Consider the following 21,553-nt stretch of genomic DNA (forward strand, 5'->3'; position numbering starts at 1 on the left):
TAATATGAACTATTTTCTATTTCGAAAGTTTTTTAATCATATCAACTAAGCAATCTAATGCGACTGCTACGTCTGATTCAATGACTTGTTCTTTAGGGTTGTGGCTAATCCCTTTTTCACAACGTACAAATAACATCGCGATATTAGTAATGTTTGTCATTACCATGGCATCATGTCCTGCACCACTTGCAAGAAAGCACGGTGTTTTTTGAGTATGTTGCTGGACGATTTCACCCCATTGTTTTTGCAAGGTGTCATCACATAATACTGCTTCTGCTTGATAGAGCTTTTCATGGCTGAGTTGTAATTGACGCTGTTCAGAAATATGCGCTAAGTCTTTCAACAGCTGTTCACAGCAACGCTCTAAAGTTGACTGAGACTGACTACGAATATCGACGGTAAAGTGTACTTCGCCAGCAATAACGTTCACTGCTGATGGAAATACATCACAACGGCCTACTGTCGCTACAATTTGGTTCTCAAAGGCAAACTGTTCAATATGCGAAATCATTTGAGCTGCACCTGACATAGCATCTTTACGAAGTGCTAGCGGCACTGTACCAGCATGTCCTGCCATTCCTTTAAGCTTAAATTGGTAACGTTTTGCACCGGCGATACCGGTCACCACACCAACAGGTAAATCTTGATCTTCTAATACAGGACCTTGTTCAATATGCACTTCTAAATACGCTAATGTATCCTCTGTGTTTTTTTGGTCTTTACCTGCTAATTCAGGATCTAAACCAAAATCACGCATTGCTTGTGCCATGCTGATACCTTGTGCATCTTCAATTGCTAACCAATCAGATTGGAAACACCCTGCAACAGCACTTGAGCCAATTAATGTTGTGTTAAATCGTGTACCTTCTTCATCGGCAAAAGCCACAATATCAACGTGGAAGGGTAGTGTTTCACCTTGTAGTTGATACATGGCTTCCAGTGCGAGTAATACACCAAGGTTACCGTCATATTTACCCGCATTTGCTACGGTATCACTGTGTGAACCGATTAAGAGAGTTGGCATGGTTGGGTTAGGGGAGACTTTACGTCCCCATTGATTCCCCACACTGTCTTCCCAAGTGGTTAGGCCTGCTTGCTCCATCCACTCTGCTAGTTGTTGATGCGCTAACTTATGCTCAGGCGTTAAGTAAGCTCTTAATAAACCGTCAGGCATCGCACTAAAGCTGGCTAACTTATCTGCCCATTGCATGATTTTTGCAGCACTTTGCTGAGTATTGTTTATTGACATAAATGCTCCTACTACCGTTAGACGCTAAAGTATTGCATAGCCGTGGTGACTGCTTGGCCTGGATTAATTTTCACTTTATGTTTGAGTAATACAGACTCCAATGCTGCAAGCGTAGTGAGCACACACTCTTGTCTCGCGTTAAAGCCCATGGTGCCGATACGCCAAATTTTACCGTGTAACGGACCAAATGAAGTGCCGATTTCAATACCAAAGCACAGGAGTAATTCTTGACGTACTTTATCGCCGTCTAACCCTTCAGGAATGTAAACGCCTACTACATTATTCATTTTGTAAGCTTGGTTACCAAACAAGGTTAATCCCATTGCTTGTAAACCTTTTGCCATTGCATCACCTGCTTGCTTATGACGAGCAACAACATTGCCACTGCCTTCTTCTAAGAAGATGCGTGCACATTCGCGAGCCGCATATAACATGCTGGTCGCTTCAGTGTGGTGGTTTAAACGCTCTGGTCCCCAGTAGTCCATTATCATGGCTAGGTCGAAATAGTTAGACTGGATAATGGCATCACTGCCTGCTGTATGATGGTCTGCGCGGATACCTGCTTCAATATGCTTGCGTCGTGTGATCACCTCTGCACATTTATCACTTAGTGTGATAGGTGCGCTACCTGATGGACCACCTAGACATTTTTGTAACCCTGCTGATACTGCATCTAATTTCCACTCATCTATTTTCAGTTCATTACCGGCGATTGAAGCGGTAGCATCACAATAAAACAACACATCATAACGATCACAAATCTCACCGATTTCTGCTAATGGTTGGTTCATGGTCGTTGATGTGTCACCTTGTACCGTTGCTAGCATTTTAGGGCCAAACTCTTTAATCGCTTTTTCTACTAATTCTGGCGGGCACACTTCACCCCACTCGATATCAATGGTTTTAACCACGGCGCCAACACGTTGCGCAATTTCACACAATAGATGGCCAAAACGCCCCATTACTGGTATCAGTACCTTATCGCCTGGTTGAAGTACTGACACTAATACTGCTTCGATGCCTGCGCGTGCAGTACCATCGACTAACATTGTCTGTTTATTTTGTGTTTCAAATACCTCTCGGTATAACGATTGCACCTGGTTCATGTAACCTGTCATCACTGGATCGTATTGACCAATTAATGCCGATGAAATCGCTTGATGCACTCGTGGGTAGGCATTGATTGGACCTGGCCCCATTAATAGACGAACGGGTGGATTTAGCGTTTCAAATAAAGTGTTAGTTGTCATGATTGTCTCCAAGTAAGCTTTGCCCATCACTACGCGGATCGCTAGTTGCCTGCGCTTTACCGTGTTTATTGAGCATAATGGCACCAGCGTGCCCCATTAATTCATTATTATCGGCAACGGCTGTAACGTCATGCCCTAAGGCTTTGAGTGTTGCGCCATATTGCTTATAAAGTTGGTTTTCTAAACGTAGATTGTTGGTTGTATCGCCCCAAGTCCTGCCTAATAGCCAACGTGGTTTCGCCACGGCACTGGATAGACTTTGGCCTTGATAAAGGTAACGACTAAAGAGGCAAGCTTGCGTTTGTGGTTGACCTTCTCCACCCATCGAGCCATAGACAATACGTCTACCATCATGCAATTCTGCATAGGCAGGATTCAGGGTATGAAAAGGCTTTTTACCCGGGGCTAACACATTATGGTGATTAGCGTCTAGGGTGAAACTTTTGCCTCGGATGTTCCAAGTAATACCTGAGTTAGGTAAGACAACACCTGAACCAAATTCCCAGTAAATACTTTGTATAAAGCTGACCATAGTGCCGTATTGATCACAGGCCCCCATCCAGACGGTATCACCTGGTTTTGCTATGTGTGGCCAAGGTAATGCTTTGTCTAAAGCAATGTTATTAACACATTGATCGATCACTGAGTCTTTTAACCAATCTTGTAATGGCTGATTTAAGCAATCTGGGTCGGTAATTTGCTGGTCACGGATAATAAAAGCTTGTTTTGTTGCTTCAACTAGCAAATGAATATGTTCAACTTCGCTACTAATTTTATCTGCTAATCGGTCGTAAATGGCTAAAATCAATAAAGAGGCTAAGCCTTGTGTTGGGGCATCTAAATTGTATAAATGTCCTTTTGAAATATCCGTGGTTAAAGGTGTTATCACTTTAGCTTGATGTTGATTAAAATCGACTAAGGTGATTGGACTACCTGCTGCTTTTAAGTCTGCTGCCATTTGTTCAGCTAATTGACCGCGATAAAAGTCTTCTAAGCCGGCATCTGCTAAGTGTTTAAAAGTGTTAGCTAAAGCTGGATTGGTAACCATATCACCGACTTTTAAAGTCTTACCTTGCTTTAAATAAGTTGCTGCAAAGGTTTCTAGTTGCTGTAGTCTCCCCAGTGTTTTTTCACTGGCATCCACTAGACTTTGTGTTACTTCGATACCCTGTTGTGCTGCATCTATAGCCGGTTGTAATAGTTTGTTAAGTGTTAACTCTCCACCATTAATCTCTAAAGCTGCTTGCCAACCAGAGATAGTGCCGGCCATGGTTAGCGCTGCTGAGCCACCACTTTCAGGGAGTTCACTAGCCTGTTGACGATAATGGTCGGCATCAATATTAACAGCGGCTGCGCCACAGGCATCAATGGCAACAGGTTTCTCGCCGGCTTTACTGATTAACCAGAAACCGTCACCGCCGATACTGTTCATGTGCGGGTATTGCACTGACACCATTGCTGCCGCAGCAACCATAGCTTCGCTGGCTGTTCCGCCTGCGTCGAGTATCGCTTGTCCAGCTGCTGCTGCTTTATGATGAGGAGCGGTAAAAGAGGTTTGATAAGTCATCAGTTCACTTCTCCTTGTACTAACTGTAAACCAGTTGTGATTAAGTCCGTTTCTGTATTGGCTAAGCCCATTAATGAGAAACCACAAGGGCCTTCTTCTAAACCTGCCATTGGCAAGTGCAATTGTGGTAAACCGCTTAAACCTGCAATACTGGTTAATCCCATTAATTGCGATCGATAATCAGCCAATTTTTCACCAGTAAGGGTTAAAGAAGGAGCACCTGAAGGAGTTGTCGGTAGTACAAGTAGCCCATTCAGTTGCTGCAAATAATCAGTCACTTTTGTAGTGAAATCTTGTTGTTGTACTTTCGCTTGCTTATATTCTTCTGTGGTGATGGTACGAGCCCACTCAACACGTAACATGATAGAAGGATCTAAGGACTCACCGTATTGGGTTAACCATTGGTTGTGTTCTTGAATGATTTCATAACCTTGAATGGTACGAAATAATAGGCTCAAGTCATCCAGTGTGATGGCTAATTCAGTTAACAAATTACAGCCGAGTAACTTAATAGACGATTTTTTACACCAAGCTTGTAATCTATTTAAACGCTCTTCACTGAGTGACTTAGCTAAGGTGTCATCAAGATAAATATGTGAAGCTACTTGTCCTGTGTTGCTATCTTCTGAAAGTGTTTTAAATACTGCTTGTAGCAGTGATAAATCTCGACTGAAAATCCCGGCAGTATCAAAGCTTGTTGATAAAGTAAATGCGTTGCTTAAATCCAACTTACCCAGCGTTGGACGTAATCCAAATAATCCACAGTAACTTGCAGGTACGCGCACAGAGCCACCTGTGTCAGTGCCAATGGAAAAGTCTGCATGTTTACTTGCTACAGCTACTGCGCTGCCACTAGATGAACCACCAGGCAGACAGTTTGGCGCTGCCGGATTAGTCGGGGTGCCGTAGTGAATATTTTGTCCATTTAAGCTATAAGCAAGCTCATCGGTCTGAACGCGACCAACACAATCAGCTCCCTGTGCTAACAGCTTGTCGATTAAAGGTGATGTCTTAGCTGCTTTGTCATGGCTACTTAACCAAGCTGGGTTACCAGCTCCAGTGACATAACCTTCGACATCAAATAGATCTTTAAATACAAAGCTTTTACCGGTTAACTTCCCTTGTGTGGTAGCGGCTAGCAATTCAGGGCCTTGTAGGCAATAAACGCTACTATCTCTTGTTGTGTTGTTACTCATGTCCAGATCCTTCTAAAGTGAGGAGTTAGTTGCTGGTTCAGCTTGTGCGGCATAACGACTGGCTAAAATGGCACAGTAAAAAATCTGAATTGGGTGATACAGCATGATTGGCAATAGGATCATGCCAAGCTTAGGGTCACTGCCAAAGATAACGGTGGCCATCGGAATCCCCGCCGCTAGGGTTTTTTTAGTACCACAAAAAACGGCGGCCACTTCATCGGCTAAGGCAAACTGGCTACGACGCGCACCCCACTGAATCAGGTGAACCATGATCAGCAAGATAGCGACACATAGCACAAATGAAGTGATGAGCATTTCTAGTGAGAATGAACTCCAAATACCATTAACAATTGAGTTACAGAAGGCGTTATACACAATTAATAAAATCACATATTTATCGACTTTATTAACAACGGCTTTATGTCTCTCGGCAAACTTCAATAATAGTGGACGTGCTAACTGACCTAAAATCATAGGGAGAAGCAACAGTTTTGAGATGGAAATAATAGACGCCATTAAGTCCAGTTCAACCCCTTCAAATCCCATAAATAATTGAATTAAAAGTGGGGTAATAAAGATGCCTAATATGCTTGATAATGACGCATTAAAAATAGCCCCGGGGACATTACCTTTACCCACACTAGTCATAGCCACTGAAGAAGAGATAGTACTTGGCAAAACAAACAGATAACAAAAACCAAAAGCGAGTGCCGCTGGCATGTACGCTAAGAATAGATCTCCGAATACGACCCACAATAAAGGGTAAGCAACAAAGGTCGCCACCTGAATGTAGATGTGCATGCGCCAGTTACTTATTCCGGCCTTAATAGCAGCAGGTGATAACCCTAAACCATGTAGAAAGAAGACAATCGCGACACCGATTCCTGTCAGTTTGTCGAGATGAATAACGCCCCCACTTTTACCAATATCGGCACTGACTGTCGCGAGTGCTATCGCGATCACCATACCAACTAAAAACCATTCTTTTTTAAGCTTATTTATAATATTCATATTAATTTTAACGACCTTGTTTTTATCATGTTATTAATTACTCTAATTCATTGAGATTAGCGTAATTGGCACTTATTTTACTGCTTACTTTAGTAGCGTTTCCTTTTAAAAGTTGGTAAGTATTATTCACTAGATGAGCGATTAAACTACTCGGTACAGCATAGCTATCTAGGGGTGTTTCGTTATTCATGTGGCACACTAAAAGGTGCGTTGCTTGTTCGGCGTATTTTTGTCCGGATTGATCTGTGATCAGTAGCACTTTATTGTGCTGTAATTGTTCAAGTAATTTAGAGAATTTTTTTACTCGACGACGAATGCCGATTATGACCACGAAGTCATCTTCATCGATAGACGCTAAATCTTCCCCTATTGTCTGCCCAGGGACTGGTAATAGTTCTACATGTCCTCTGCATTGCATCAGTTGCTGACGCAAATGCATGGCTAATGGATAACTATTGCGGTAGCCAATTACTTTTATGCGCGGGGCTGTGGCAAGTAGTGTTGTAATAGGTTGTAAAGAGGTACTTTCTAACTGCTTCTTTAGTTGTTGTAGTCCTTGGATATCTTGATGAAAATCACAATCCTCTTGAATCGCTGTCAAAACAGGCTCACCACTTTCTCGCACTTCTAATAACTCATTACGCAAAGAGACATGGTCCGCATAACCTAAACGTCGTATGAAACGGCTTACACTGGTCTTTGAGACTGCGCAAGATTCCGCTATTTCATTAGTAGACATAATCAATACTTTTTCTGGGTTAAGCAGTAAATAATCGGCTAAGCGACGACTATTTGCTGTTAAATCAGCATAATGGCGATTAATACGATCTGTGAGAGAGTGGTTATTGTTTGTCATTGATTACCTTACAGCTGCAAGAAAGCTTTTTAACTCTTCCGTTTGTGGGTTTGCGAACATTTTATTTCGATATTTATACGAAATATTGCATGAAACGATCGAACCATTTTTATTTATATTGCAACGATTGTGCCATTTGATGCGGCGTTTTAAAAGATCTTTTAAAACATTAACTTAGTTTCTTCGCGCTTAAAAAATAAATAAATAGTTATCAATACCTCTTAATCTGGTGCAATCGTTGCACTGTTTAAGGGCAATATATGGCGGTTATTTGAGCGCTATTATGATTTTTGAATAGAGGCTATATAAGGTGTGTTTATTAATGTATTTCAATAGTATATTGAAGTTTATCTGTCGATTTAAGTTATAAAATAAGTGCTCTTCATGGCGTTTTTATATTCACTGCATATGTCAGTTGAGCAAATTCGAATTAAGTATTTATATTCAAGTAGGTCTTACGATGCAAAATATAGAAAATATTGAATTGTCACTATTAAGCCTTGATGATTATCAAGAGCTTAAACAAATTATGATTGAAGCTTATACCACATTAGATGATCCCTACCGAGAAGAGCATCAAATTAAATTTTTAATTGATAAGTTTCCTGAAGGGCAAGTTGTTATAAAAGTGAATGAACAGATTGCCGGATGCGCTCTGTCGATCAAAGTCGATTATGCGGCCTTTGATGATAGCCATACTTATAACGAAATCACTGGAAACGATACTTTTAATACTCATCGTAGTTATGGTGATACTTTATATGGTGTTGATGTGTTTATTAAACCTGAGTTTAGAGGATTAAGATTAGGTAGGCGTTTATATGATTACCGAAAAGAGTTATGTGAAAGAGCAAACTTGAAAGGCATCACTTTTGGTGGACGTATCCCTAACTATCATAAGTATTCTGAACAGATTTCACCGAAAGAATACATTGAGAAAGTAAAACGTAAAGAGATCCATGATCCAGTATTAAACTTCCAGATTTCTAATGATTTTTATCCTGCCAGAATTATTAAGGGTTACTTAGAAGGGGACAAAGGTTCCAATGATTACGCGGTATTGTTGAAATGGAGCAATATTTATTATGAGAAACCAAATAAACAAACCATTCCAACTAAAAAGTTAGTGCGTCTTGGATTAATTCAATGGCAAATGCGTCCTTATAAAGACTTTGATGAGTTGATGGAGCAAGCAGAGTACTTTGTTGATGCCGTTGCTAGTTATCATTCTGATTTTGCATTATTCCCTGAATTTTTTAATGCGCCGTTAATGGCTGAAAATAATCATATTAGTGAGCCTCAGGCGATTCGCGAGTTGGCGAAGTATACTGAAACGATTGTGCAGAAATTTACTGACTTAGCCATTAGTTACAATATTAATATTATTACCGGCAGTATGCCTGAGATTGTTGATGATCGACTTTATAATGTGGGCTACTTATGTCGTCGAGATGGGACTAAAGAGCGCTTTGAAAAACTGCATGTAACACCTGATGAAACAAAAGTATGGGGTATGGAAGGGGGGCATCAGCTTAAAGCCTTTGATACCGACTGCGGTAAAATCGGGATATTAGTTTGTTATGACTCAGAGTTTCCGGAATTAAGCCGAATATTAGCCGATGAAGGGATGGATATTCTATTTGTGCCATTTTTAACGGATACGCAAAACGGATACTCTCGTGTGAGAGCTTGCTCTCAAGCCCGTGCTATTGAGAATGAGTGTTATGTTGCTATTGCTGGTGGAGTGGGGAATTTACCTAAAGTACATAATATGGATATTCAGTATGCTCAATCAGCCGTATTCACGCCATGTGACTTCGCTTTTCCTGCTAATGGTATCAAGGCAGAAGCGACACCAAATACAGAAATGATTTTAATTGCAGATGTAGATCTTTATTTATTAAGGGAACTCCATCAGTTTGGTAGTGTCAAAAACTTGAAAGATAGGCGTACCGACCTATTTAATTTAGAAAAACGTTAAGTCATTAGACTGCTTATTATTAACAGACGCGTATAAATCAGTTCATAACTGGCTTATGGACTGATTTATTTTATATTTTATTTCAGCAAACGATCATAAAGGCTAACAAAAAAGGTCGTTATGTTTTGATGAAATATAGAAGTTAATTACGTATATGTTTATTTTTAAGGTATTAGTGATCTAACTGGTATGTTGGTACGTATCTTTTCTGGGTTGGTTTTTTATATTGCTCAAAGTCGTTCAAATATTATATAAAGTATTATGACTTTAAAGACTTTACTTTTATAATAGGTTGTTCTCGTAAAACAGTGCTTAGCTAACAGTTATGTTTTTGTTTATCATTCAGTTTTTTGGCGAAAATAGATGATATTTATTACCTATATTAGGTTGGTTTTGTGTTGTTTTATTAATATATTTTTTATTTTATAAAAGGGCATTCTTTAATAGACCCTGTAGAATATTAAAGCATATGGAATAGTTTTAAAGAATCTTTGAGAAGCGTTATTCGCTTAACCTTCCCAGATATTAATTTGCAAAGAATTATACAACATGATATTTTTTGTTAAATTTTTTATTTTTTTGTTGTGCTTATAATCACATTTAATTAACTATTTAAATGCTTTATCGGACAATTAACTAATCAAATGGATATAGAAATGATGAAACATAAAACCTCTCTTCTTGTTAGCACGCTTTTACTTACTCAATTCAGCGCGGTTAATGCTGCAGACCAACCAGATGCAGATACTTTAGTAGGTAACTACTACGGTGGTATTCATGGTGCATACATGAAAGCTGATAATGACCGTTTAGATCCTTCAGATAATCAATTTACACGTTCTGGTGGTCTTGGTGTTGAATTAGGTTACCGTTTATCTGCACCTGTAGAGCTTCGTTTATCTTACACTCGTTTCGCTGCTGAACTTCATGAAGGCGATAACATTCAAGGTATTAATAAATATAACTTAGATGCGCTTTACTTCCCAACAGAGCAAAGCATCTACGTACTTGGTGGTGTTAACGCATTTGATTTTAATACAGATACGGAAGCTGCAGTTAATGCCGGTCTTGGTTACCGTCAATACTTTACTGACCAGTTTGCTGGTTACTTAGAAGGTAAAGCAAATTACCAATTCGAAGATAAACAAACAGATGCTATCGCACAAGTTGGTTTAGTTTATTTCTTTAGCACTAACGATAAAGTTGTTGCTGTTGAGCCTGAGCCAGCACCATACGTAGCACCTGCCCCAGTAGTTGTTGATACAGATAAAGATGGCGTTGCAGATGGTGTTGACCAATGTCCTGCTACACCGACGACAGATAAAGTAGACGAAGTCGGTTGTACTGTATTTGAACAAGAAAGATTGTCTTACCGTCTAGCAGTTAACTTCGACAACAATAAAGCGGTTGTTAAACCAGAGTACTACTCAGAGCTTGCTGACGTTGCTACTTTCCTTAAGCAGTACCCACATGTAGACATCACTGTTGATGGTTACACTTCTGTAGTAGGTAAAGCGAGCTACAACCAACAGTTATCAGAAAAACGAGCTACTGCCGTTGCTGAACTATTAACATCTGAGTTTGGTATTGCTTCATCTCGTGTAACTCCAGTTGGTCACGGTGAAACAAACCTAATCGATACAAGCAACACTGCTGACGCTCACAAAATGAACCGTCGTATCGAAATCAACATTAACGAAACACGTAAAGTTGCTGTTGAACGTTAATTTGACTTAGTCATTATGTTATTGAAGCCCTCTCTTGTAGAGGGCTTTTTTTTGGCTGCTAATTAGTGTGGTCGCTTAAACCACAGCCGGATAACACCATAGCGCATAAAAACTCACTAATTTCAGTGATATCCTTTTGCTGATATTGCTTTTTATCAGTAATTATTAACAGTTCTGCTTGGTAGGTCGCATAGTGCTGTGTGCTTGACCAAATCAAAAAGATTAACTTTTCAGGATCAACTTTTTTCATCTTGCCTTGTGCAATCCAGCTCTCTATTATTTTACAGCTGTTTTTTAACCATGTTCTTGTTTCTAGCTGTAAATACTCTTTAAGGTTAGGTGCGCCTTGAATTATTTCAGTAGCAAATATTTTTGAGGCATTAGGGTACTGAATAGCTTGCTGGACTTTACTGTGAATGTAGTTCTCTAATGTTTTTTTAGGATCATCCTGCTCAGTGATCTCGGTAAATGCTTGATTCCAAATTGAGATTATATTTTTTAGTAGGGCGGCATAAAGATTTTCTTTACTTGAAAAATAATATAAAAGGTTCGCTTTAGGTACACCAGCAGCATCAGAGATAGCTTGAATACTGGTGCCTCTATATCCGTGTTTAACAAACTCTATTTCAGCGGCTTGTAATATTATTTGTGTCTTTTCAGCTCTTATTCTGCCTTTATTACTTTTCCTCATTGTTTTCCTTTTTAAATGAGTAGATGTGAACGACCAATATCCGTTTGATTATATTATATTTGTTCTATAACTGCTTATGCTTACTCATTAATTCAAGCAAGTTAAAAGCGTCGATTAATTGGAGTAAATAAGAGAGGTTTTACATAACGACAATAATTGATTGTTAATCATTGCCGTTAGATAAAGTAAGTGCTTGTTGAGGCTGGTTTTGATCGTAATCGTTTAACCTAGCGGACCACCTATAATGGTTTCCTTGAGACCTGCCATAATGTTATCACCAGTCTCTTGCTTAAGTTCTTTATACCAGGCTTGAGTTATTTGCATATCTTCACCATGAGTCACTTCACAACGTTTACGCGCTTTTAATACTAAGCCTTTCGCACGTTGATTACGTTGAGATTCATAATCAGATAAAGCAGCATGGATATCTTTTGTTGCTGAGAAGGCTTGCCCAAGTACCACAGCATCTTCCATTGCCGAGCAACCACCTTGACCAATATCTGGTGTAGTAGGATGCGCAGAGTCGCCTAATAGCGCAATACGTCTATCAACATAGGTTGTGAATGGATCGGCATCATGGATCTCAACGCGATTGGTGGTGGATGGATCAATTGCTTTAATCAATTTTTGTATTGGCTCAGCCCAATCGGTGAAATATCGAGTTAGATCTTCAGTTACTGTGCTACGATCTTGTGGTAAACCTGAAGGTAAAGGAACATCAAAAAAGAAATAGAAGCGATTATCGGAGATTGGCATTAACGAAATACGTTTTCCATCTCCTACAAAGGTTGTCCATTGATCAACGGGAGCGATTGATGGGTCGGTGTCAATTAAACCATTCCAGTTAACATAACCCGCATAGCGACGCTCTACCTTACGTCCTAACACAAAAGAGCGTGCGACAGAGTTTGCACCGTCGGCAGCAATCATAAAATCACCATGTGCTACGCTACCATCAGTGAAGTAAGCGCTAACACCTTTCTCATCTTGTGTGATGCGCTCAATACGTTTATCGAATTGTATTTTTTCTTTGCCCCAGTAATCGATCATCATTGATTGCAAATCTGCACGAGAAACTGGGCATGGACGTTCACCTACTGCTTCAATTAACGGAGCTAGACTAAACTGAGTGAGTACTTCAGCCGTTTTACCATCTTGGTAAGCCATATTTAGCATTGGCCCACCGAGTTTGTCCATAATATGCCCCATGCCGAGGTGGTTCATACATTTCACACCATTTGACCAAACAGAGATAGCAGCGCCTACTGGCTTGATCTCTTTTACAGCTTCAAATATTTCACACTCAATACCTTGTTTTTTTAATGATACAGCAGCTGAAACGCCGCCAATTCCTGCACCTATTATTAATGCTTTCATCTTATTTCCCTTTGTCAATGCGTTGCTATCGTCAACGATTAATACTGAGTAATTACCATATTTGGCTATTTAAAATGCCTTATCAGGCTGTCAATATAGTAAGTACTGCAACGCTCATGCCAATTAGTAAGTTGTTCTAAACCATTTACTTACCAAGTGGTTAGTTTTTTGTTGTGGTATTCTTAGGGATTTTTGCCTCAATATAGTGCGGTTTGCGCTATATTTGTGCGCTTTGATAATAGTTAAACAGGGTGATTAGTAGAACTCAAACAAGCACGCTTTTTTATAGGCTCCGTATCAGCTAATGCTTTATAAATTTGTGATATGTGTATTTAAAACTTAGGTGAAAATAAACTTATACTATAAAATAGGTATAATTTTTAGTGCTATACTTTTAATTGATTAACCAAGTGGAACTTACTTTTGAGGTGACGTTGGTATTACTTTCCTCTTATGTTTATGCGTTAATTCCCTCTCCCTTATAAAAGGATTTTTAATTGAAAAATATGTCTATTAAATCGTTTGTGGTGGCTGTAGTAGTCAGCTTGATCGGTGTTTTAAGTACTTACTCTGTTTCTTTGAAAGTAGCGAATCAATTAAAATCTGAAAACTCTTTAAAAATTGAGAACACTGCAAAACAAGTTTCCATTTATCTTCAAGACTCAATAGATAAGTCCCTTAATGAGCTGCGTGGTTTGCAAGCCTTTTATAGTGTGGAGAGAGAAGAGTTATCGCAAGTTGAATTCAATCGTTACATGGATATTTTAGATATTAAAAGTCGTAACTATATCCAAGCCTTAAGTTGGGTCCCTTTAATTAAAGCGGATGAAAAGGAGGAATACTTAGCGCGTCTAAGAAGAGAACATCCTACTTTTAATATTGTAAAAAGAGATGAAAATAACCAATTAATTATCAGTCCAGATAAAGATGAATATACACCGGTGACTTACTTTAGCTCTATCCAATTAAATAAAAAAGCATTGGGTTTTGACTTAAGCAGTAATGATACCCGTCGTAAAACACTGGAGCTCGCTCGTAATAGTGGCAAGATGGCAACGACAGGGAAAATAAATTTGGTGCAGCAAGCGAAAAATTTAACGGGGGCATTAATTATCGCGCCTGTTTACAACAAAGGCTTAGCAACAGATTCTGTAGCAGAGCGTATCAACGCCTTGCGTGGTTATGTAACTGGTGTGTTTAAAATCAATGTTTTGATGGAAAATGCTGAAAGATATGCTGACATGAAAGGGTTACAACTGACCCTATTAGATATTGAAGAGAATAAAATTGATTTGCTTTATGGCTCTGATATTACTGCTAACACCTTAAGCTTTGATCTAGCTGTTCCAGAACGTCAATGGCAGTTACATGTTACCTTAAATACTGCGCTGTTAGAGAGTATCGAGTCTCCTTCTGTGATTAAATGGATTCTTGCTGGTGGTATTGTTATTAGCTTATTATTGGGTATTGCCATTTATAGTTTGCTAGTCTCTATTGTCCGCGCTAAAAATATCAGTCTCCTAAGTGAAGAATTACAAACTCAAAATAGCAGGTTAGAGGAAAAAGTTGATCAAAGAACCCAATCTTTAGCAGATAAAAATTCACAACTGAAAGAAAATGTTGAAGTATTAGAAAAACAAAGAGGCCTACTTTCAAGGTTAATGACCGAAGCTGAACAAGCTAAAATGGAAGCTCAATCGCGTGCAGTAGAGTTATCTAGATCCAATAAAGAGCTAGATGAGTTTGCTTATGTTGCATCGCATGATTTGAAAGCTCCATTACGTGGTATCGATCAGTTAGCCACTTGGGTGATAGAAGATATCGAAGAGGGAGAGTTAGAGGAGATCCCAGAACACCTTAAGATGATGAGAAGTAGAATTGGTCGCTTAGAAAGTTTACTTAATGATTTATTGGAATATTCTCAAGTTAACCATCGCTCTGATAGCCTCTCTATGATTGATAGTAAAGTTGTTATAAATGAACTTTTTGTCTTAGTTTCACCTCTTAATAGTTTTACTTTGATCTGTGATGGTGAAATGCCTGTTTTTTCATCATTTAGAGCGCCTTTTGAACAAGTCGTTAGAAACTTATTGAGCAATGCGATTAAACATCACCACCAGAAGCAAGGAACGATTAACGTTCGCTGTGAAGATTTGGGTGAGTTTTATCAATTTAGTGTTGAAGATGATGGACCAGGCATTTCAAAAAAATATCAGGAAGAAATTTTTAAAATGTTTAAAACGCTTAAACCACGTGATGAAACAGAAGGAAGTGGTATGGGCTTGGCTTTAATTAAAAAAATAGTTGAGTACTATAACGGAGAAGTAAATATTCAGTCTCAAGAGGGAGAAGGCTGCACCTTTTACTTTACTTGGCCTAAACAAGTTATCGATAAGTAACCCTTATATAAACACAGGACGAATTTTTATGGATTATAGTGAAGTAAGCATCTTATTGGTTGAAGATGATGATATTGATGCTAAAGCAGTAGAACGAGGCTTTAAAAAGTTAAAATTTGCTAATCCTATTATTAGAGCAAAAAATGGGCTTGATGCATTAGCAATATTACGAGATACAAGTACTTTACCACGCCCTTATCTGATTTTATTAGATTTAAATATGCCAATCATGGGGGGGGTAGAATTTCTTAAGGAGATACGTCAAGATAGTAAGTTAAGAGATTCAATTATCTTTGTATTAACCACTTCCTCAGCAGATCAAGATGTCGTGGCGGCTTATAATGAGAATATAGCTGGGTATATTGTTAAGTCAGATGTAAAAGCTGGGTTCGATAAGGTGATTAAGTTATTGGATTGTTATTGGCGTGTAGTGATGTTGCCAAAGTAGCGATAATTAAAAAATGAGTTTTTATATAATAAGGCTCTCTTTAATAACTAACATTAAGCTAGAAAGAGGTTTTGTTGAAATTACAGCAAATTACGAAATCCAATAATTATATTTTGGAACATTGTGTTGAAAAACTCGCAAGAATTAATCAATCCGATTATGCCTTGGCTTTTTTGGTTGATAATGAGTTAAACACGCACCATGTGAATTTACAGTCACGGGTTGTTATCGCTCCAGATATGCTGTTTGAACCTATTAAAAATGAACTGACTAAAGATTTAACAGAGTATTTTTTAACTAAAGATTGTATAGCTACCCCTTACTTTTATGATAAAAAAGTAGAGCAGGTTAATGATGGCTTATTGAATAATAAATACATCGATAATTTACGTTATATTCCGATCGGTGAAGCTGATAATATTTATGCCATTATTGTTTTAGTTAACATAGAGCTATCTGTCCGTTCTAATGATTTAATTGATGTTACTCCTTTTTTACTCGCCACAATTACTCTATTAAAAAATCAAAAACAACACGCTAAATTATCCACACCTAAAACGGTTGAGAGTAAACTCACTATCTCACCAGATCACCAAAGCCAACTAATTTTAGAGTCTCTGCTCAAGAATACCTTCCACCCCGCTTTTATCTTTAATGATGAGTTTAAAGTCTTGAAATCAAACCTTGCTGCGCAAAGTTTATTTAACTCGAACTTAGAGCGTGGTTGGCCCTCTATGGAAAAGCTGATTAATAGGACTTTACCTAGTATTGCTTTTCGTTTGTTAACCGCAATTACTAAATTTTTCTTTTTAGGGCATTTAGAAAAGCAGCAATGGTCGAATGTTCAATTAGTATTGAATGAACACCAGTCAATTCATGTGGATATTCATTTGTTTGATGTTAATTATTTAAACGAACATTGCTTTGGTTTAATGATTAACGAAAAAACTGAAGTCTCTGTAAATCAAGAGATTTACAACGCGAGTGTGCAACGTTTCAATGCGTTAACTAGCGTAGTGCCTATGGCCATTTTGCAAACAGATAAAGACTTTAATTGCTCATATATCAATAAAACCTGGGAAAAATATACTGGGCAAAGTGAAGAGCAATCTTTACGACAGGGCTGGCTTTCTGCGATTAAAAACTTGGATACCAACGACCTTTTATTAGAAATAATTCGTTCTATTTCGCATTCTAATAACTTTAAAAGTGAAGCTGAGTTAGTGACCATAACTGGGCAAAGTTTATGGGTATCAATTAATGTTGTTGGCTTGTTTAATGACCGTTTTGAAGTGACTGGTTTTATTTTTACCATGTTAGATATTTCAGCGGAACGATCCCACTCTAAAAAATTACAAAGAATGGCTAATTATGATCATTTAACTGGGTTGTCTAATCGAGCATTTTTCACCGATAGGTTAACATTAGCCTTAGCGCGTGTGCCACGTCACGGTATTAGTGCCTTAATGTTTTTAGACTTAGACAGGTTTAAAAATATTAATGATACGTTAGGGCATCATGTAGGTGATTTAGTTATTCAAGAGGTCGCAAAACGATTAAAATCAGTGGTTCGAGACGAAGATTCTATTGCGCGCCTAGGTGGAGATGAATTTGCCATTATCTTTACAGACTTAATGACTGAAAAGGTGATTGCACCTATTGCGAACAAAATAGTTAGTGCGGTTAACCTTCCTTTTAATATTGAAGGAAAGTCCATGATGCTTTCCTGTAGTGTAGGTGTTGCGATTGCTACTGAGCATAATATGGAACCCAGTGATATTTTAAGAAAGGCTGATTTAGCCTTATATCGAGCCAAAGACTCAGGCAGAAACCAATATTGTTTTTATGAATCTGCACTTGAGAAAGACCTGTCATTATTAAATTATTTAACCACTGATTTAAATAATTTACACCATTCAGGTTTTTCATTTGTATTACAGCCTTTAATCGAAGCAACCACAGAAAATGTTATGGGATTTGAAGCATTAGCTCGTTGGTCGAATATTGAGCTAGGCCCCGTAGGCCCAGATACTTTTATTCCGACAATGGAAGACAATGGCTTAATTCAAGCATTTTCAGAATGGTTATTTTATGAAGTTATTGCTCAAGCTAAGGCATGGATAGATGAGAAACTATTAATTTTCCCACAAAAAATCAGCATTAACTTATCGGTGAAACAACTGCATTTAGTGGAGTTTGCTGACTCTGTTATTGCACTGTTTGAAAAAGAGAAAATACAACCAAGTTGGTTTACATTAGAAGTTACTGAGACAGCCTTTATTCAAGATCCTGCACTAGCAGGTCAGAATTTGAATAAATTGAAAAATGCTGGTTTCTTGATTGCACTTGATGACTTTGGAACGGGTTACTCATCGTTAGGTTTGTTACGACAAATGCCATTAAACTATATCAAGATAGATAAAAGCTTTGTGATGGATATTTTACGAGATAATGAAGCGGAAAAAATAGTTCTCGCCATCATTGGGTTAGGAAAAATGTTGGGGCTAGGTTTGGTTGCAGAAGGGGTTGAGGATATCCAAACTAAGGATTGGTTAGTCGAGCAAGGTTGTTTATGCCATCAAGGGTATTATTTTCATAAGCCGCTGACTCAAGTCCATGCGAGTCAATTATTGAAAAAAATAAAGATATCGAAATGTTAGATAATTAATAGTAAAGTTTATTATTAACAATTAGTTATAATATAATTTATATACATAAATAGTGAGAACCACGTGACCCAATCCGAAAATACACAAAATATACCACCATCACATGTCGTTGGTATTGGTACTTCAGCGGGCGGCTTAGAAGCGTTACAAGAATTTTTTGGTAATCTTCCTAGTGATACTGGTGCAACATATATTGTTGTTCAGCACCTTTCTCCTGATTATAAAAGCATGATGTCTGAGTTGTTAACCAAACATACAGACATGCCTATTTTTGAAGTGTCTGATAGCATTACCATTGAAGCCAATGCTATTTATCTAATGCCGCCTCGTAAAAATATGTTGATCACCGAAGGTAAGTTATTACTTTCAGATCAGATGCCAGATCGCCTTCCGCATTTATCGATTGATGTGTTTTTACGATCGTTAGCTGAGGATCAGCAACATAAAGGGATTGGTATTATATTATCGGGTACAGGTACAGATGGAACACGTGGTATTCGCGCCATGAAAGAAGCTGGCGGTCTAGTTGTTGTACAAAAGCCTGATTCAGCGAAGTTTGATGGTATGCCAACGAATGCCTACCAAACTGGGTTAGCTGATATGGTGCTGTTACCTAGTGAAATGGGTAAAAGTTTAGTCGATTTTATTAATCATCCTTCGATTAAAGGGGATGCACCTGTCAGCTCATTTACTGCCTCTGATGGTGACAGTAAAGTGCTTGACGACATTTTTGATATTTTAAAAAAACAGTCTTCAATTAACTTTGCACAATACAAGTCATCTACAGTATCTCGCCGTATTGAAAGACGTTTAGGAATTAACCAATTAAAAACTCTTGATGCTTATTTACGTTTGTTAAAAGAATCATCAAGAGAAGTGTCTATTTTGAGTAAAGAGCTGCTAATTAATGTGACGCGTTTTTTCCGTGATGATGAAGCCTTCGAGAAGCTAACCACGGTTGCTGTACATAAAGTACTGACTTCTGGTAATGGTAAAGATCCTATTCGTTTATGGATTGCTGGTTGTTCTTCAGGTGAAGAAGCTTACTCAATTGCTATCTTGTTTGATGAAGCTAAAGAGAAATATCAAATAGACCGTAGAGTTAAAATATTCGCTACGGATGTTGATGAAGACGCTATCGCGGAGGCAAGTACTGGCGTTTATGCCGCTGAAATAGTACAAGATATTTCAAAAAGTCGTCTAAAGCATTACTTTGAACCAACGGGTAATGCCTATGTAGTATCTGCTAAGCTACGTAAAATGGTTATCTTTGCTCAACACAATATGATTGAAGATCCACCTTTCTCTAATATTAATCTATTAAGCTGTAGAAACGCCTTAATTTATTTCCAACAAAATGCCCAACAGAAAGTCTTTTTATCTTTCTACTTTGCGTTACAGCAGAATGGCTACTTATTCTTAGGCAACTCTGAGTCCTTAGGTGATATGGCGGCACATTTTGAGACGGTTGATGAACGTACTCGAATTTTCCAAAAAGTTAGTGCGGCACGTTTACCGTTAAAACAACCAAGTTCATTGAAACAAAATATCACTGCGCCAGTGGTATCACCTATCTCTAACAGTAATGTACACCAGTCTCGTATGGTGATTAATAATAAATACAATACCGTCATGGAGCGCCTAATTGAGCACTATGCACCTGATTGTGTGGTATTAAATGATAATTTTGATGCAGTACATGTTTATGGTGATATGACTCGCTATACCAAAGGTTTGGGCCGCGGTAAGGTGAGTTTAAATATCAAGGATATGATTTGTGATGATTTAGCGATTGCTGTTTCCACTGCCTTATACCGTAGTGAGAAAAACGAAGAGGATGTTTTCTATAGTGACGTGGCTTGTATTTTAGATGGTGAAGCTAGTTATATTGATTTAGCTGTGTTTATGGTGAAACAGAGTGATCATCAAAGTTCACCTCGCTCATATATCTTACAGTTTATTGTTCATGAGCATGATAATGTTGTTAGAAAATCACCTAAGTCGATTACTTTTGATGGTGGTGAACAGTCATTACAACGTATTCATGACTTAGAACAAGAGTTGGTTAAAAAACAAGAACATTTACAGGTCACCATTGAAGAGTTAGAAACCACCAATGAGGAACTACAGTCGGCTAATGAAGAGTTAATGTCTTCTAATGAAGAGCTGCAAAGTACTAATGAAGAACTACAATCAGTGAATGAAGAGTTATATACGGTTAATAGCGAATATCAAGAGAAAATTTCGCAGTTAACAGAAGCTAATATGGACTTAGATAATGTCATAAATTCAACGGATTTAGGGATTATTTTCCTTGATGAAAACCTAACAATCCGTAAATATACACCGCATTCAGCGAACTATATTAATCTACGCGCATCGGATATAGGTCGTCCTATTCATCATATTTCTCATGAATTAGATTACAGCGACTTCCTAACTCAGATAGGCAATGTAAGCACTAAAGGTGAAGTAGTTGAACAGGATATCCTCACTAAAACGGGACAAACTGCCTTACTACGCATGGCTCCTTATGCGGTTAATGATGATATCAGCACCACAGCACAACACGGTGTGCTAATCACTATTACCAATATATCAAGGTTGAAATTTGTAGAGAATGCATTGGTACAAGCACAGGAGCAGTTTAAAACGCTATTGGTCAATCGCTCTAAGCGTTTACATCATCGTATTGAAGTTAATCAACATGTAACCGTGATGGTTGTTGATGACGATGCCGTAGACCGTTTAAGAGTACAAAGGTACTTCAAAGAGTCTGAAGAGCGTACATTTACTATTGTTGAGGCTAAAACGCTAGAAGAAGCAATAGAACTAGCTGGGCGCATGAAGATCGATGTTTGTTTATTAGATTATCAGTTAGGTGCAAATACGGCTGAAGACTTTGTTAATGCAATGAAGGATAAGGATATAGATACGCCTATTATCTTGTTATCGGGTCAAAAAGAATCGGTGATGGATAAGACCTTCTTATCTAATGAAATCATTGATGTGATCAGTAAAGACGATCTTTCTAAACCTCTGCTGGTTCGTAGTATTGACTATGTCCTAGAGCGTAAAGAGATTAAAGATATTGTACAAAAGTTTGAAGTAGCTGAGCGATAATAAACTCAC

14 protein-coding genes are annotated in these 21,553 nt (G+C 38.2%); 6 read left to right on the top strand and 8 right to left on the bottom strand.

Features of this window, described 5'->3' with window-relative positions:
- Nucleotides 1–16: 16 nt before the first annotated feature.
- Genes DS885_RS02065 through DS885_RS02090 form a run of 6 tightly spaced genes read right to left on the bottom strand, consistent with a single transcriptional unit; the run spans nucleotide 17 to nucleotide 7,129 of the window.
- Nucleotides 17–1,249 (bottom strand): allantoate amidohydrolase, encoded by a 1,233-nt coding sequence (locus tag DS885_RS02065; RefSeq protein ID WP_113817743.1) that lies wholly within the window; start codon nucleotides 1,247–1,249, stop codon nucleotides 17–19.
- A 17-nt stretch (nucleotides 1,250–1,266) separates the two neighbouring features.
- A complete protein-coding gene (locus tag DS885_RS02070; RefSeq protein WP_113817744.1) occupies nucleotides 1,267–2,499 on the bottom strand; it encodes a pyridoxal-phosphate-dependent aminotransferase family protein in 1,233 nt (410 codons plus the stop codon).
- Nucleotides 2,489–4,066, bottom strand: coding sequence for a gamma-glutamyltransferase family protein (locus tag DS885_RS02075; protein ID WP_113817745.1), 1,578 nt, complete (start codon nucleotides 4,064–4,066; stop codon nucleotides 2,489–2,491). Before DS885_RS02075 ends, DS885_RS02070 begins: the two co-directional genes overlap by 11 nt.
- Nucleotides 4,066–5,262 (bottom strand): amidase, encoded by a 1,197-nt coding sequence (locus tag DS885_RS02080; RefSeq protein WP_113817746.1) that lies wholly within the window; start codon nucleotides 5,260–5,262, stop codon nucleotides 4,066–4,068. The genes DS885_RS02075 and DS885_RS02080 overlap by 1 nt, the downstream gene beginning before the upstream one ends.
- A 12-nt stretch (nucleotides 5,263–5,274) precedes the next feature.
- A complete protein-coding gene (locus DS885_RS02085; RefSeq protein ID WP_113817747.1) occupies nucleotides 5,275–6,273 on the bottom strand; it encodes a bile acid:sodium symporter family protein in 999 nt (332 codons plus the stop codon).
- Between the two features lie 37 nt (nucleotides 6,274–6,310).
- A complete protein-coding gene (locus DS885_RS02090; RefSeq protein ID WP_113817748.1) occupies nucleotides 6,311–7,129 on the bottom strand; it encodes a MurR/RpiR family transcriptional regulator in 819 nt (272 codons plus the stop codon).
- Between the two features lie 460 nt (nucleotides 7,130–7,589).
- Here DS885_RS02090 and DS885_RS02095 point away from each other — a divergent pair, with 460 nt between their 5' ends.
- Both DS885_RS02095 and DS885_RS02100 read left to right on the top strand, forming a co-directional pair.
- Complete coding sequence (locus DS885_RS02095) at nucleotides 7,590–9,110, top strand: carbon-nitrogen hydrolase family protein (RefSeq protein ID WP_113817749.1); 1,521 nt, start codon at nucleotides 7,590–7,592, stop codon at nucleotides 9,108–9,110.
- Between the two features lie 656 nt (nucleotides 9,111–9,766).
- Nucleotides 9,767–10,837 (top strand): OmpA family protein, encoded by a 1,071-nt coding sequence (locus DS885_RS02100; RefSeq protein WP_181817678.1) that lies wholly within the window; start codon nucleotides 9,767–9,769, stop codon nucleotides 10,835–10,837.
- A 58-nt stretch (nucleotides 10,838–10,895) separates the two neighbouring features.
- Here DS885_RS02100 and DS885_RS02105 read toward each other — a convergent pair whose 3' ends face one another.
- A complete protein-coding gene (locus tag DS885_RS02105) occupies nucleotides 10,896–11,528 on the bottom strand; it encodes a TetR/AcrR family transcriptional regulator (RefSeq protein ID WP_113817751.1) in 633 nt (210 codons plus the stop codon).
- A gap of 222 nt (nucleotides 11,529–11,750) precedes the next feature.
- Complete coding sequence (gene hpxO, locus DS885_RS02110) at nucleotides 11,751–12,905, bottom strand: FAD-dependent urate hydroxylase HpxO (protein WP_113817752.1); 1,155 nt, start codon at nucleotides 12,903–12,905, stop codon at nucleotides 11,751–11,753.
- Between the two features lie 506 nt (nucleotides 12,906–13,411).
- Here hpxO and DS885_RS02115 point away from each other — a divergent pair.
- The 4 genes from DS885_RS02115 to DS885_RS02130 all read left to right on the top strand — a co-directional run bounded on the left by DS885_RS02115 (nucleotide 13,412) and on the right by DS885_RS02130 (nucleotide 21,544).
- Complete coding sequence (locus DS885_RS02115) at nucleotides 13,412–15,304, top strand: CHASE domain-containing protein (protein WP_258546826.1); 1,893 nt, start codon at nucleotides 13,412–13,414, stop codon at nucleotides 15,302–15,304.
- A 28-nt stretch (nucleotides 15,305–15,332) separates the two neighbouring features.
- On the top strand, nucleotides 15,333–15,752 hold the full coding sequence (locus DS885_RS02120) for a response regulator (RefSeq protein ID WP_113817754.1): 420 nt from the start codon (nucleotides 15,333–15,335) through the stop codon (nucleotides 15,750–15,752).
- A 74-nt stretch (nucleotides 15,753–15,826) separates the two neighbouring features.
- A complete protein-coding gene (locus DS885_RS02125) occupies nucleotides 15,827–18,412 on the top strand; it encodes a sensor domain-containing protein (protein WP_113817755.1) in 2,586 nt (861 codons plus the stop codon).
- Between the two features lie 72 nt (nucleotides 18,413–18,484).
- Entirely contained in the window at nucleotides 18,485–21,544 is a 3,060-nt protein-coding gene (locus DS885_RS02130; RefSeq protein ID WP_113817756.1) for a chemotaxis protein CheB, read from the top strand.
- Nucleotides 21,545–21,553 lie beyond the last annotated feature (9 nt).

Origin of the sequence: Psychromonas sp. B3M02 (assembly GCF_003318165.1) — a bacterium.
Classification (GTDB): Bacteria; Pseudomonadota; Gammaproteobacteria; order Enterobacterales; family Psychromonadaceae; genus Psychromonas.